We start from the raw sequence: 13,035 nt of genomic DNA, 5'->3' as shown, positions 1-13,035 counted from the left end.
CCACCAGGGCTGCGGCCAGCCCTGCGGCCAGCGGGTGGGTGTTGCGGAGGATCACGGGCTCCATCATCCCCGGGGCCGATCGAGGACAGCCTCCAGCTTCTCCAGCAGCTCGGCCGCCTCCCGCTCACCGGAGAGGCCGTCCACCACGATCGGTGGCCGGCGTTCGCTCCAGAGGATCACCCGGGGCTCTGGGCCGCTTAGCAGCAGCACGCCGGTGATCAGCCGCAGCGGCAGCTGGCGGCTGGGCTGGCCCGGGCGGCGCAGCAGGAGCTGGTCGCCCGTCAGGCAGATCTCCTGGGGGCTCCACTGCCGGTAGCTGCCGACCCCGGCGGCGCCGAGGGCGGCGACCACGAGCAGGACCTGGACCACGGTCCACTCCGGCAGCCCCAGCGAAAGCAGGCCCGGCAGGGAGAGATCCAGCACCAGGGTGGTGGGTTCGCTCAGGCCCAGGCGCGGCCCGAACATCCAGACCAGAAAGCCGCCGTACTTCACCATCACGGTGTTGAGCACGGCGACGAAGAGCAGGTAACTGCCCTGGTCGGCGAAGGAGCGCCACCACTGGGCCGCGCCCACGCCACGGCGGCTGCGGATCAGGCGTGTCCTGGAGACCCCCGTCTCCAGTTTCCAGACATCGTCCGGCTGCGGTCCGCCCGGCCGGGACCCGGCGAGCTGCCTGGCGTCGCAGGCACCGGCCAGGCGCAGGGGCACCCCCAGATCGGCGACAAGGGCGTGGGCCTGCTGCCAGGTGCCGTAGAGGCTGGCGGCACGGGCCAGCAGGTGCTCCCTGGGGGGATCGGCCACCGCCAGAACCAGATCCCAGCCAAGGGGCCGCTCCCCAAGCGGCGGCAGCTGGACGCTGGCCTGGCGGATCCGCACGGCCGTGATGGCGGCCCGGTCCACCTCCAGCCGCTCGCTGCCCCCGGGCGTGTCCACGAACAGGCGGAGGCGCTCGCCCCAGCTCTGCAGCAGCACCCGCCGCTGCAGCGGTGCGCCGAAGCCCAGCCGGGCCATCAGCCACTCCATCGGCAGCAGGAAGAGCAGCAGGCCGATCACATAGCCCACGGCCCCCTGGAGGCTGACCAGCAGGCAGAGGCCGGAGAACAGCAGGAAGGCCAGCAGGCTGACGAGCGGGTTGGCGGGGACCTCGTCCTCGATCAGTTCCCGCCAGATCATCCGCTCGAGGGCCAGGGCCAGCCCCTGCACGGAGCGACGCAGCAGCACCAGCGGCGTGAGCAGCAGCCCCAGTCCGTTGCGCCGGGCGCCGCGAACCGTGGCGCTCAACGCGATCAATCCGCCAGCAGTGTTGTGGCAGCAGCGTAGGGGTGCCCCGCCAGTCAGAACCGTTCGTCGCCGATGGCGGGCAGCACCAGCTCGCGCACGAAGGACGCCGGCGAGAGCTGCAGCAGGGCCGAGACGATCCGGATCACGTCGTGGAGCGGAATCTGCCGGCCCTCACCGCGCCCGGCGGCCGCCTCGGGCGGCACCTCCAGGCCGTCGTCGGTGTTGAGGTAGCCCAGCTGCAGGCAGGTCACCGCCAGCTGCTGGTCGCGGAAGCTCTCCCGCAGGGCATCGGCGATGCCGGTGAGGGCGAACTTGGAGGCGCCGAAGGTCACCTCCGGCTGCCCGCTGCGGCGCAGGCCGGAGGTGGAGCCCGTGAGGATCAGCTGGGGCCTGGGGGAGCCGAGCAGCCGCGGAATCAGGCGCCGCAGCAGCATCAGCGCGCCGGTGATGTTGATGGCCACCATGGTGGCGATGCTCTCGTCGTGATCCTCCAGGAAGCTGTAGGCCTCGCTGAAGGCGTTCGCTTCCCAGATGCCGAGGTTGTAGATCAGCACATCCAGCTGGGCGGGTGCCTGCTGCTCGATCCACCGGACCGCCGGCAGCGGCTCCGCCAGATCCGCCTCGATCCAGCCGAGCTCGACGCCCGTCGGCAGCCGCAGGCCATCGGGCCGTCGCCGCGAGACGCCGATCACCGTGTCACCGGCGCTGCCCAGACCCTCGACAAAGGCACGGCCAAGCCCGCGGCTGGCCCCGACCACCATCAGTTTCATGGACCCGCTCCCGCAGGGGCGATGTCGAAGTGCAGCACATCCTCCCCGACACCCAGCCTGGCGTAGAGGGCGACGGCGGGCCCGTCGTCGCGATGGGCCTGGACGAAGATCCCGTCAAAGCCCCGCTCGGCGGCGAGCGTCCTGAGGCGCTCGATCATCGCCGTGGCCAGCCCCCGGCGCCGGTGATCGAGAGCCACGGCGAGGTCGTAGAGGTAGAACTCGCGGCACTCCTGCTCAAATTTCGGCAGGACATAGCCCGTCAGTCCACCCACCACCCGCGTCCCGGTCTCGGCGACGATCGCCAGGAACATCTCACCGGCCAGCAGATCGTGCAGGTACGGATCCGAAGGCTGCCGCTCGGGATACCTCCCGGGATCGTCGAAGGCGTCGGCAAACAGGGCCAGGAGGGAGCGCAGGGTGCCCATGTCGGCCGGTCCGAGGACACGGACGGAGGGCTGAATCGTCATGGGCAGACGTGATCCACATCATCTGGCCAGTGTGGTCGTGATCGGGGTGCGGGCAGGATGCGGCGCAACGCCCACCCCATCGCTCTGCGCCAGCACCAGCCAGAGACCGGGGAACCGTCCATGCTGGACCACATACCGGAGGCGGGAAGACTTTGGTGATCGGTGCCCGACGGATTCCAGGCACCTCTGGCGTCGCGCCGGAGCCTCCCCGTTCGCCCATGGCGCGGTCCGCTCGTTCCTCGTTGGCCCTGTTCCGTTGGGGAGCCGCTTTCGCCATGCTCCTGCTGGCGGATGGGCAGCGGTCGGCGGCCATCGATCACCAAGGCCAGTCACCACGGCCACGGCTGCAGGGGTGGCTCGCCCAGCCGTTGGGTGAGCGCTATCCCCAGATCCCAGCCCAGGTCTGGGAGTGGATGGACCAGGCCAACGCCCTCGAAGCCAAGGGCGACTACGCAAAGGCGGCGTTGGTATGGGAACAGGTGCTGGCCTGGCGTGAGAAGGCGCAGGGGCCCGACCATCCCGATACCGCCACAAGCCTCAACAACCTCGGGCTGCTGTACATCAAGGAGAGCGCCTTTTCCAAGGCAGAGCCCCTTCTTGTTCGTGCCCTGGCGATCAGAACCAGGATCCTCGGGCCGGACCATCCCTTCACCGCCCTCAGCATCAACAACCTCGCCTGGTTGTATTCCAAGCAGAACAACAACGCCAAGGCCGAACCGCTCTACCTGCGAGCCATTGCCATCGCCGAGAAGGCTTTGGGACCTGACCATCCGGGGCTCGCCCTCGGCTTCGACAACCTTGGACTGCTTTACACCAATCAGGCCAAGTATGCGATAGCGGAACCCTTCTATCTGCGCGGCCTCAGGATCAGAGAGAGGGCGCTGGGCCCTGATCATCTTGACACCTCGACAAGTCTCATCAGTCTTGGGCTCCATTACAGCAAGCTGAACCTCTATCGGAAGGCCGAACCCCTGCTTCTTCGTGCTCTGGCCATCAGGGAGAAAACACTTGATCCTGATCACCCTGATCTCGCCGTTGGCCTGGTCACGCTTGGTCTGCTGTATAGCGATATGGGCGCTTACTCCAAGGCCGAACCCCTCTATCTGCGCGCCCTTGCGATGATGGAGAAGCGGCGAGGGCCTGACCATCAGGAAACGGCTCTCAGCCTCAATAATCTGGCAACGCTCTACATCAACCAGGGCCGCTATGCCGAGGCGGAGCCCCTGCTGCGCCGCACCCTGGCCATCAAGGAGAAGGCGCTGGGTGACGATCACCCCGACACCGCCACCAGCCTCAACAACCTGGCGGCGCTCCAGGAGAACCAGGGTGCCTTCGGCAAGGCCGAACCCCTCTATCTGCGCGCCCTGGCGATCAACGAAAAGGTATTGGGTCCTGACCACCCCGACACGGCCACCAGCCTGGGTAACCTGGCGCTGCTCTATCGGAATCAGGGTGCCTACGCGAAGGCGGAGCCCCTGCTGCGTCGTGCCCTGGCGATCCGGGAGAAGGCGCTCGGTTCCGGCCACGCCGATACCGCCGCCAGCCTCAACAACCTGGCCATGCTGTACAGCGATCAGGGCGCTTACGACCGCGCCGATCCTCTGCTGCGCCGCGCCCTGGCCATCCAGGAGAAGACACTGGGGCCCGCCCACCCCGTCACCGCCACGGGCCTCAACAACCTCGCGGTGCTCCTCGACAACCAGGGTGCCGCCGAAGGGGCCGAGCCGCTGCACCGACGCGCCCTGGCGATCCGGGAGAAGGCCCTGGGGCCCGACCATCCCGATACCGCCGGCAGCCTCAACAACCTGGCGGATCTCTACCGGCTTCAGGGCGCCCATGCCAAGGCAGAACCCCTCTTCCTGCGTGCCATGGGGATCTACGAGACCGCGCTGGGGCCCGATCACCCCACGACCGCCCTCAGCGTCAACAATCTGGCCAAGGGGTACCTGAGCCAGGGGGCTGAGGCCAGGGCCGAACCCCTGCTGCGTCGCGGCATCGGCAGCCAGTCCCTGTTTCTGCAGCGGGAAGCCCCCCTGCTGCCCCAGGCCCGGCGGCAGGAGCAGATCAAGGCCCTCGGCAACGTCTGGGAAATCCCCTATTCCCTTGTGGCCACGACCCCGGCGGGCGCCTCCCTGGCCCTGTTCACCCGCCTGAACCGCCATGGTCTGCTGCAGGACATCGAACGGCGCCAGGCCCAGCTGGGCCGTGGTTCTCCGGCCCAGCAGATCCTGGTGGGTCAGCTCACGGCGATCACGGCCCGCCTTGCCGATGTGAATCTCAGTGAGCCGCAGCGACGCACGCTGCAGCAGGAACGGGATCGGCTGGAGCAGGAGCTCTACCGCCAGTTACCGGCCCTGACTCCGCGCCTGGTGGACGCCGCCCAGGTGGCCGCCGCCCTGCCGGCGGATGGGGTGCTGATCGAATTCCAACGCTTCCGCCCCTACGACGCCCGTCAACCGGAGGCCAGGAGCTGGGGGGAGGCGCGCTATCTGGCGATGCTGCTGTTCCCCGATGGGGAGACCCGCGCGGTGGACCTCGGCCCGGCGGCGGCCATCGATCCCCTGATCCAGCGGGCCCTGGCCGAGAGCCTGGCCCGCAACCGCCCCGCCGGACCGTTCTGGGCCCAAGTGAGCCAGCAGGTGCTGGAGCCCCTGCTGCCGCAGCTGCAGGGGCGGCGGCGCTGGTTCGTCTCCCCCGATGGCGAGCTGAGCCGCATCCCATTCACGGCCCTGCCGGCGCCCACCAGGAGTCCGAGCGGGGCCGAGTCCGACTCCGCCCCCATCCTGGGCCAGCAGGTGCAGCTGCGGATCCTCACCAGCGGCCGTGACCTGCTCACTCTGGGCAGCCCCGGGGCTGGAGCCCAGCGGGCCCTGGTGCTCGCCGCCCCTGATTTCGGTGGCCCGGGCCAGTGGCAACCCCTCCCTGCCACGGCCGCCGAGGGGAGCTGGATCGCCGAACGTCTCGGCGCTGCCCTGTACCAGGGATCCGCCGCCACCACCGCCGTGCTGCAGCAGGCGCGCGGCCCCAGGGTGTTGCACATCGCCAGCCACGGGTTCTTCACCTCTGGCAGCGACGACCCGCTGCTGAACAGCGGCATCGTGCTGGCGGGCGCCAACCGCAGTCGGGCGGCCGCACCCGCCGCGATGGCCAGCGATGACGGCTATCTCACCGCCAAGGAGGCGGCCCAGCTGCAACTCGATGGCACCGAGCTGGTGGTGCTCTCCGCCTGTGACACCGCCTCCGGCACCCTGCAGACCGGCGAGGGGGTCTACGGCCTGCAGCGGGCCCTCACCGTGGCCGGCGCCCGCTCCACCCTGCTGTCCCTGTGGAAGGTGGACGATGAGGCCACGGCGGCGTTCATGCAGCGCTACGTCGCCCTGCTCAAGCGGGGGATGGGTCGCATGGAGGCGCTGGCGGCGGTGCAGCAGGAGTTCCGCAGCAACCCGCCGGAGCCGGACTGGGCCGACCACAAGTTCTGGGCTGCGTGGCAGCTCACCGGCGACGGGGGGCCGATCCCGGGGTTGTGAGCCATCGCCTGCACACCAGGCAGACTGAACCGGAGGTCGCCTGTTGTTGGTTCTTCCCATGCCATACCAACAGGGGTCTGCGGCACTGGGCGTTCTGCTGGTCACCGCCTCGCTGCTGGCGCCGGTGGCCCCTGGGGCCGCTGCCCCGGAACTGGACGCCATGGTGGCGTCCATCGCCGGCCAGCTCCGCCAGAGCTGGAACACGGATCCAGGCACCGCCAGGCTGCCCTGGCCGGCCATCGAGGTGCTTCCCGCCGGCCAGACGCCCCAGTCGGCCTGCCCCGGGGCCGGCACGGCGACCAACGCGGCGGTGGGAGTCCAGAGCCCAGCGCTGGTCTGTGCCGCCAGCGGCAAGCTGCTGCTGGATCGCACCAGGTTGGAGAAGGCAGCCAGCCGCCACGGGGAGTGGGGCCTGGCCTACTGGGTCGGGACCGGCCTGGGCACCGCGATCCTGAGTCATCAGGGAGCCTCGCGCCGTTCACCCGCCGTCGCCAATCTTCAGGCCAACTGCCTGGCGGGGGTGCTGATCGGTGCCACCGGGCTGCAACCCAGGCCCCAGGACCCACCCAAGCCCGATCAACTCGTGGCTCCGGCCAACGGGGCCTACGGCACCGCCATGGCCGAGCAGATGGGAACCCGCAGCCAGCGCTCCTATGCCCTGCTCACCGGCCTCGGCATGACGGAACTGGCGGGTTGCTCCGATGAGGCGATGGCCCAGCTCGCCAGGGACCAGGTGCCCGATCCAGCGCTGCTGAGCGCCCTGGCCACGGGGACGGACCGGGCCGCGTTCAACACGATGGCGGTGATGAACCGGCGCTGCAGGAGGCTGCCCAACTCCCCCTGCCCGCGGCGTGTGCCCAGTTTCACCGGGCAGAAGTGAGGCCCTCCCAGAGCCCGTGAGCAGCGAACCCCCGATCAAGCCCCATGCAGAGCGTGAGACGCTGCCCCCGAAAGGCATGCCCGGCGCCCGAGCCAGGGCGGGATCGCTGCGCCTGCCCCCCTGGCTGCGCTCGCCATCGCTGCACGAATGGGTCAGGACGCTGGGCATCATCATCGCCGCCTCCTGGGGGATCTACACCTTCCTCTGGAAGGAGATCTATGTGCCCTCCCAGGCGCCCGCCAGCATCAGCCTGGAGATCAGCCTGACCCCGGTGGCCGGCGGCGGCGCGAGCGGCCCATCGCCAGGATCCCTGCAACGGGAACTGAAGGTCAGCGCCACCAACGCCAGCACCCGCCGGCTCTACCTGCTCAGCAGCTTCTGGGAACTGTTCCCGATTCGCCGCCAGGTGCTGAATCGCTCCACGTTCTCGAGTCGCGCCAGCGGACCCTTTGATGCCATCCATGTGGAGAGGGGGGCGGTGCTCCAGCCCTATCCCACCGAAGCGGCCGGCAAGTTGTTCGTCGACGACCACATCAATCCCGGCGAAACCATTCACCGTTCGGTGATCGTTTCCCTGCCCCCGGGAGCCTATGCGGCCCAGGTGGATGTGCTGGTTCCCGTCCTGACGCGGGAGCCGCCCAAGGGCAACGCCCTGCTGGGTGGGAGGGTGTTGGAGTGGGGGTATGACAAAAGTGATGTGGTCATTCCACTGCTGTGCGTGGACGGCAACCCCTCCGACTGCCTGCGCCTCGATGATCCGGAGAAGCAGGATCGGCTGATGGATCGAAAGCTGAAGGCCTTTGATGCGAACTATTTTCTGAATGAGCAGAGCGTGCAGGTCGGGCTCGCCGGAGGTTCGTAGCCCTCAGGGGAGACGACGGGCGCCACCCATCGGCCCACGCTTGCCATCCGGGCCCAGAAGCCAGAAGCGGATCGCATCGCCGTCCACCTCGAACTCCTCCACGACCTTCAGCCCGGCGATGCCGGGATCCGAAGGGAACAGCACGCGCCAGGTGCGCCGGGAGCCCTCGCAGCTTCCCTCCCAGGCTCCGGCGGCGGTCCCTCCGGCTTCCGACACGATCCACACCAGGTGATGGCGACCGTCGGTCAGCCTGGTGACCACGGCCCGCCCCGGCTTGCTGGGTGCCACGTAGTCCCAGGTGCCCAGCGCCGCCTCGCAGGGTGGCGCGGCCGGGGCAGCCCAGGAGGGCGTTGCACCCAGGGCGAGGGCCATCATCACGGTGAGGATGCGCTTCCGCGGTGAATCGGCTGCAGCAAGCGGGCGGAAGGGTTGGGGCACCGTGCTGAAACTTCTGGACAGTCAGGAAACACTGCCATAGCTTCGGACCAAGGAGTAGGCCGTCAGATCATGTATCCCTTCCCATCGTCCTGTCCTCAGCCGAGAATCAGTCGCTCGAAAGCAAGCGCGACGCCCAGATCGCAGCCCCTCTTCGGCGACATCTGCCGGCTTGTCAAGCCGTCCAGCATTCTCGAGATCGGCAGCTGGATGGGAGCCTCATCGATCGCCTGGGCCGAGGCTGCTAAGGACGTCCAGCCGGATGCTGTCGTCCACTGCGTGGACACCTGGCTGGGCTCCGTTGAGCATTTCCTGAGCAGTTGCGGCGAGGAGTGGAACCTGGACAAGCTCTCTCTCACTGACTACGGACCGACGTTCTTCGACGACTTCCTGTGCAACGTCTGGGACAGTGGCCTCCAGGACAGGATCGTGCCGTTCAGGGCCGCCTCATCCGCCGCCCTGCCGTTCTTTGCCCAGCAGGGCCTCGCCTTTGATGTGGTCTACGTCGATGGTGCCCATGACACCCACTCCGTGCTGACGGACGTTGCCGGAGCCCTCAAGGTCACGTCGGAACAGGGCCTCGTCTGTGGCGATGACTTCGGCTGGAGTTCTGTCAGAAATGGCCTGCGTTTTCTGGCTCTGACGCACCGGAGCCCCCTGCAGTTCTATGTCAGAGGGGGCGACTTTGTGATCCTGCCGGACTCCAGTGTTGGTTACGGGCAGAGCCTGGCCCGGTTGGGCTATGGGAGATGGTGGCCCCTGGCAGTTCGTGAGAACCTCCATCGTCTCGTCTGCTGGTGCCGGTGGGGCCTTCGGGATCGACTCCGGCCATCGCGCTCCGGTGCCCTCTCCGCCGGAGGCTGAACCCCTGGCCCGCCGCGCACAGCATGACGCCGCCCACCCGGACTAGAAGGGAGCAACGCCGGAGCCCAAGCGGTGGATCTCGAACGCTTTCAGAGGCTGTTCACGGCCCCGCTGCTGCCCCTGGGCCGCCAGAGCTTCTCCCTGCTCTGGAACCTGCAGGTGCTGCTGCTGCTGCTGGCCGTGAGCCTGGCGGCGCGGGTCTTGAAGCGGCTGCTGGCCGGACGGGTGCTGCGCTGGTTTGCATTGCCGGAGGGGCGGCGGGAGGCGGTGGCCACCCTCGTGTCGATGGGGCTGGCCGCCCTGGGCTATGTGGTGGTGGCCCAGGGGATGGGGCTCGACATCGGCGCCCTGGCCGTCATCTTCGGGGCCCTGGGGGTGGGGATCGGCTTCGGGCTGCAGGAGCTCACCCGCAACCTCACCAGCGGCCTCACCCTGCTGATGGAGGGGAAGCTGAAGGTGGGTGACCAGATCGAGTTCGGCGACACCAGCGGCTTCATCAGGGAGATCTCGATCCGCTCCACCGTGATCCGCACCTTCCAGGGCGCCGAGATCGTGGTGCCCAATTCGGCCATCACCAATGCGCCGGTGAAGAACCTCAGCTACCAGAGCTCCGATGGCCGGGTGGATGTGGCGGTGACGGTGGCCCATGGCAGCGACCCCCTGGCCGTGACCGAGGCGCTTCTGGAGGCGGCCCTGGCCGAACCCACGGTGCTGGCCGATCCGCCGCCGAAGGTGCTGCTGCATGGCCTCCAGGGCCAGGGGATGGCGTTCGAGCTGTGGGCCTGGACCTCGGCGATCGACGCCAGCCTCAGCCTGCGCAGTTCGCTCAACTACGCGATCGAGCAGGGGCTCAGGGAGCGACATATCGAGCTGGCCGGGGCCCGTCAGCGGATCCAGCTGCTGCCCTCCCGACGCGCCATCGCACAGGACGGAGGGGGCGAGGACTGGCATCCCCTGCGGTCGTCCCTGCCCGACCATCCCTGCTTCAGCAGCATGGATGACCGGCGCCTGCGGGAACTGGTGGGCAGCGGAGCCCGCCGTCAGGCGCCTGCCGGCACGGTGCTGGTGCGGCAGGGGGAGGAGGGCCGCTCCTTCCACCTGGTGCTGAGTGGCGCGGTGGATGCGATTCACGAAACGGAGCGGGTGAGCCGCAAGCTGTTCACCTTCAGCGCCGGGGAGTTCTTCGGGGAACTGCCGCTGCTGCTCCAGGTGCCCTACCCCACCACCATGGTGGCGGCCGAGGACACGACGCTGTTCGTCGTCCCCAGCGGCAGCTTCCGCGCCCTGCTGGCCTCGCGGCCCGAATTCGCCGACACCGTCGCCCGCGAGGTGGCTCGCCGCAGCGACGTGCTGCGCAGCTACGAGGATTGCCTGCGCCAGCGCGGCCTGCTCGGGGACGCCGACATGGGCCACCCCCTGCAATGGTTCCGCGAGCGGCTGAAGCGGGTGCTGGCCGGACGTCCGGCGATGGCTTCGGTGGAAACGGAGGTGGACTGAGCGTCGATCGGCGATCGCCTTCCGATCCTCAGAGCTCAACGAGCAGTTGAACGGACTCAAGCTCCTCCGGGGAATCCGGCCTGGCGGCGAACAGCTCCTGCCAGGCCGGGTTCTGGTTTTCCCAGGCCGTTCGGGCGCCGTAGGCCGCCATGTCGTCGTATTCGATGTGGAGAAGGAGCGAGGTCGTGTCCGGACCTGGCACCGCATTGCGCAACAGACGGACGGCTCTGGGCATCACCGGGCTCTGGAATTCAGGGCCGGCCGCCTGCTGCAACTTGGCCATGATGTCGTCGAAGCGGCCGGGACGGATCTTGTAGGTGAAGACGGCAATCACGGACATTGCAAGCAACCTCTGGGAGGGTCCAACGCAGTCTCATGACAGGGTTGGAAGCCGTCAATCACCCGCTTCTAGGCCCAACGGTGATCCATGGCCACCGGCAACGCCTTGAGCCCGCGCAGCTCCAGGTTGTCCTGATACGCCAGGGGTTCGCCGGTGAGGCTCAGTTCTGGGCAGCGCCGCAGCAGTGCGGTGAAGGCGACGCCGGCCTCCATCCGGGCCAGGGCTGCCCCCAGGCAGTAGTGGGGCCCATGGCCGAAGGCGAGGTGGACGTCGAACCGGCGACGCACATCGAGCCGGTCGGGATCCGGGAACCGGGCCGGGTCGCGATTGGCGGCGGCGAACATCAGGTACACCAGCTGCCCCTTGCGGATTGAGCGGCCGCCGATGCTCAGATCCTCGCCAGCCTCTCGAACCATGAACTGCACCGTGCCGTCGTAGCGGAGGAACTCCTCGACAGCGTTCGGAATCAGCGACGGGTCGTCATGCAGCAGCTGGAGCTGGTCGGGGTGGTGGAGCAGGGCCAGCAGGCCGTTGCCGATCAGGTGGGTGGTGGTCTCGTGGCCGGCCGCCAGGAACAGATTGGCGTTGGCGATCAGCTCCGTCTCACTGAGCCGATCGCCATCAATCTCGGCTTGAACCAGCAGGCTCAACAGATCGTCCCCGGGCGTCGCCCGGCGCTTGGCGAATTCAGCGCTGAAGAATGCGGTCAGCTCGTGGGTGCTCTGCAACGCCCGCTGGTACTGATCGGCGGTCACGGCGGACGGGTCGGTGCCGAAGACGGTGGAGAAGTCGTCCGACCAGCGCTTGAGCTGGTCCAGGTCGCCCGATTCCAGGCCGAGCAGGCGGGCGATCACCCGAGCCGGCAGTGGGAAGGCGACGTCGGCGATCACATCGAAGCGGCCCTGTTCCGGCAGCCGGTCCAGCAGCTCATTCACGAGCGTCTCGACGGCCGGCCGCAGGTTATCCACGGCCCGCGGGGTGAACACCCTGGCCACCAGGGTGCGGAGCCGATGGTGACGTGCCGGGTCGGTGATGTTCATCTGGGCCCCGATGACCTCGAAGAGGCGCTGCAGTTCGGGGCAGCTGGCGCGCTCGGCCATCCCGCCGGCGCGATCGGAGCGCAGCCGTGGGTCCTGGGTGGCAGCCACCACATCGTCGTAGCGGGTCAGCACCCAGGCCCCGAACGGTTCATGCCAGTGGACCGGGTCGGTCCGCCGCAACGCGGCGTAGGTCGGGTAGGGATCGACCAGCATCTCCGGGCTGAACAGGGCTGCGGTCATGGTCGGGACGATGACGCCATCACGGTAACGAGAAGCTCATGACCAATTAGCCCTCGGCCATTCAGAGGCCGAGGGCCGTCCTGCGTTCGTCCATCGCCGCCAGAAGAACGGCTTTGATCGCATCGGACTGGGCCATTACGACACTGCGCACCTTGATGTGCCGGAGGGTCTTGCCCGTCCCCTCAAGGAGTGAGTCTGTGGAGGCGATGCTGGCTCCGTGGTAGAAGCCAAGATTGGCGTAGGTCTTCTGCGGCATGATGTAGGCATAGGCTTCAGACATCTTCTTCTCACCGTAGCCATAGGCAGCCGAAGGTTCTCCGGGTCTGGGCACCTAAACAGCATCCGGGTGTAGTCCAGCGATCAAGGATCTGAGCGCCAAACAGATGTCGCAAACTTCTTTGGGTGCTCTCTTCACCACGTCTTCGAAGATGCCCATGCTGGTGATGGTGTGCATGTGATCAAAACCTCCTCAGTCAGGTATTTCAAACGTAGCAAGCTAGCTCTGATTATGCTGCGGATGAGATTCTCAGTCGTGATCAGAATGATTCTACCTGCTGTGTTGTCTAAGACCGCGAATGCATTCAACGACCTATCTGCAGAAGAGAGCTCAAATTCGCGTTCCGGCGTTTTGTTTTCAAGGCGCATGACTAGGATGGACAGTCCATTTAGCTCGGAAAGCTACTAGGAATTGGTCTGGTGTGCCATTGACGTGGACCCCGGAAACCGGTCCAGGGTGAATGAGAGTCTTCAGCCGGCCAGACTGGGCCGGGGACTCGACCATGAAACGCACCAGGCACACATCCGAACAGATCATCCGCAAGCTCAAGACCGC

The 13,035-nt window shown here is 67.7% G+C and carries 12 protein-coding genes; 5 read left to right on the top strand and 7 right to left on the bottom strand.

Translation table 11 applies throughout. The features are described from left to right. Nucleotides 1-63: 63 nt before the first annotated feature. From VB737_RS11370 to VB737_RS11360, 3 genes are read right to left on the bottom strand one after another with little or no spacing between them, the layout of a single operon-like run. Complete coding sequence (locus VB737_RS11370) at nucleotides 64-1,281, bottom strand: hypothetical protein (protein WP_500313050.1); 1,218 nt, start codon at nucleotides 1,279-1,281, stop codon at nucleotides 64-66. Nucleotides 1,282-1,334: 53 nt separating this feature from the next. Continuing rightward, nucleotides 1,335-2,051: an SDR family oxidoreductase gene (locus tag VB737_RS11365; RefSeq protein WP_500313048.1), complete on the bottom strand. Its 717-nt coding sequence runs from the start codon at nucleotides 2,049-2,051 to the stop codon at nucleotides 1,335-1,337. Next, the gene (locus VB737_RS11360; protein ID WP_323243454.1) at nucleotides 2,048-2,518 is read right to left on the bottom strand and encodes a GNAT family N-acetyltransferase; all 471 of its coding nucleotides are present in this window, start codon (nucleotides 2,516-2,518) and stop codon (nucleotides 2,048-2,050) included. The genes VB737_RS11365 and VB737_RS11360 overlap by 4 nt, the downstream gene beginning before the upstream one ends. Before the next feature lie 218 nt (nucleotides 2,519-2,736). Between VB737_RS11360 and VB737_RS11355 the strand changes: the two genes are divergently transcribed. Genes VB737_RS11355 through VB737_RS11345 form a run of 3 tightly spaced genes read left to right on the top strand, consistent with a single transcriptional unit; the run spans nucleotide 2,737 to nucleotide 7,787 of the window. Next, nucleotides 2,737-6,045 carry a tetratricopeptide repeat protein gene (locus tag VB737_RS11355; protein WP_500313046.1) on the top strand — a complete coding sequence of 1,103 codons (3,309 nt, stop codon included), beginning with the start codon at nucleotides 2,737-2,739 and terminating at the stop codon, nucleotides 6,043-6,045. Between the two features lie 58 nt (nucleotides 6,046-6,103). Further along, nucleotides 6,104-6,925: a hypothetical protein gene (locus VB737_RS11350; protein WP_500313045.1), complete on the top strand. Its 822-nt coding sequence runs from the start codon at nucleotides 6,104-6,106 to the stop codon at nucleotides 6,923-6,925. Between the two features lie 16 nt (nucleotides 6,926-6,941). Continuing rightward, nucleotides 6,942-7,787 (top strand): hypothetical protein, encoded by an 846-nt coding sequence (locus tag VB737_RS11345; RefSeq protein WP_323243457.1) that lies wholly within the window; start codon nucleotides 6,942-6,944, stop codon nucleotides 7,785-7,787. 3 nt (nucleotides 7,788-7,790) lie between these two features. Here the strand turns inward: VB737_RS11345 and VB737_RS11340 are convergent, their stop codons facing one another. Continuing rightward, nucleotides 7,791-8,159, bottom strand: a complete 369-nt coding sequence (locus tag VB737_RS11340; RefSeq protein ID WP_500313043.1) for a hypothetical protein — start codon at nucleotides 8,157-8,159, stop codon at nucleotides 7,791-7,793. Nucleotides 8,160-8,294: 135 nt separating this feature from the next. Between VB737_RS11340 and VB737_RS11335 the strand changes: the two genes are divergently transcribed. Further along, a complete protein-coding gene (locus VB737_RS11335; RefSeq protein ID WP_323243459.1) occupies nucleotides 8,295-9,086 on the top strand; it encodes a class I SAM-dependent methyltransferase in 792 nt (263 codons plus the stop codon). Between the two features lie 72 nt (nucleotides 9,087-9,158). Then, entirely contained in the window at nucleotides 9,159-10,583 is a 1,425-nt protein-coding gene (locus VB737_RS11330; RefSeq protein ID WP_500313040.1) for a mechanosensitive ion channel domain-containing protein, read from the top strand. Between the two features lie 28 nt (nucleotides 10,584-10,611). On the opposite strand, the gene VB737_RS11325 is transcribed toward VB737_RS11330, so the two are convergent. From VB737_RS11325 to VB737_RS11315, 3 genes are all read right to left on the bottom strand, one after another. After that, complete coding sequence (locus VB737_RS11325) at nucleotides 10,612-10,917, bottom strand: hypothetical protein (RefSeq protein ID WP_500313038.1); 306 nt, start codon at nucleotides 10,915-10,917, stop codon at nucleotides 10,612-10,614. Nucleotides 10,918-10,991: 74 nt separating this feature from the next. Beyond that, nucleotides 10,992-12,203, bottom strand: a complete 1,212-nt coding sequence (locus tag VB737_RS11320) for a cytochrome P450 (RefSeq protein ID WP_500313036.1) — start codon at nucleotides 12,201-12,203, stop codon at nucleotides 10,992-10,994. 61 nt (nucleotides 12,204-12,264) lie between these two features. Continuing rightward, nucleotides 12,265-12,483: a hypothetical protein gene (locus VB737_RS11315; RefSeq protein WP_500313034.1), complete on the bottom strand. Its 219-nt coding sequence runs from the start codon at nucleotides 12,481-12,483 to the stop codon at nucleotides 12,265-12,267. Nucleotides 12,484-13,035: the final 552 nt, after the last annotated feature.

The organism is Synechococcus sp. BA-120 BA3 (genome assembly GCF_034931285.1).
Lineage (GTDB): Bacteria > Cyanobacteriota > Cyanobacteriia > PCC-6307 > Cyanobiaceae > Cyanobium.
The sequence above is the reverse complement of the archived record's forward strand: the minus strand, read 5'-3'. Positions and strand labels throughout refer to the sequence as shown.

Excerpts from the sequence above, each read along its gene's own strand:
- VB737_RS11365 (WP_500313048.1), bottom strand. The coding sequence starts at position 2,051 with ATGAAACTGATGGTGGTCGGGGCCAGCCGCGGGCTTGGCCGTGCCTTT.
- VB737_RS11360 (WP_323243454.1), bottom strand. The coding sequence starts at position 2,518 with ATGACGATTCAGCCCTCCGTCCGTGTCCTCGGACCGGCCGACATGGGC.
- VB737_RS11355 (WP_500313046.1), top strand. The coding sequence starts at position 2,737 with ATGGCGCGGTCCGCTCGTTCCTCGTTGGCCCTGTTCCGTTGGGGAGCC.
- VB737_RS11350 (WP_500313045.1), top strand. The coding sequence starts at position 6,104 with ATGCCATACCAACAGGGGTCTGCGGCACTGGGCGTTCTGCTGGTCACC.
- VB737_RS11340 (WP_500313043.1), bottom strand. The coding sequence starts at position 8,159 with ATGGCCCTCGCCCTGGGTGCAACGCCCTCCTGGGCTGCCCCGGCCGCG.
- VB737_RS11335 (WP_323243459.1), top strand. The coding sequence starts at position 8,295 with ATGTATCCCTTCCCATCGTCCTGTCCTCAGCCGAGAATCAGTCGCTCG.
- VB737_RS11320 (WP_500313036.1), bottom strand. The coding sequence starts at position 12,203 with ATGACCGCAGCCCTGTTCAGCCCGGAGATGCTGGTCGATCCCTACCCG.
- VB737_RS11315 (WP_500313034.1), bottom strand. The coding sequence starts at position 12,483 with ATGTCTGAAGCCTATGCCTACATCATGCCGCAGAAGACCTACGCCAAT.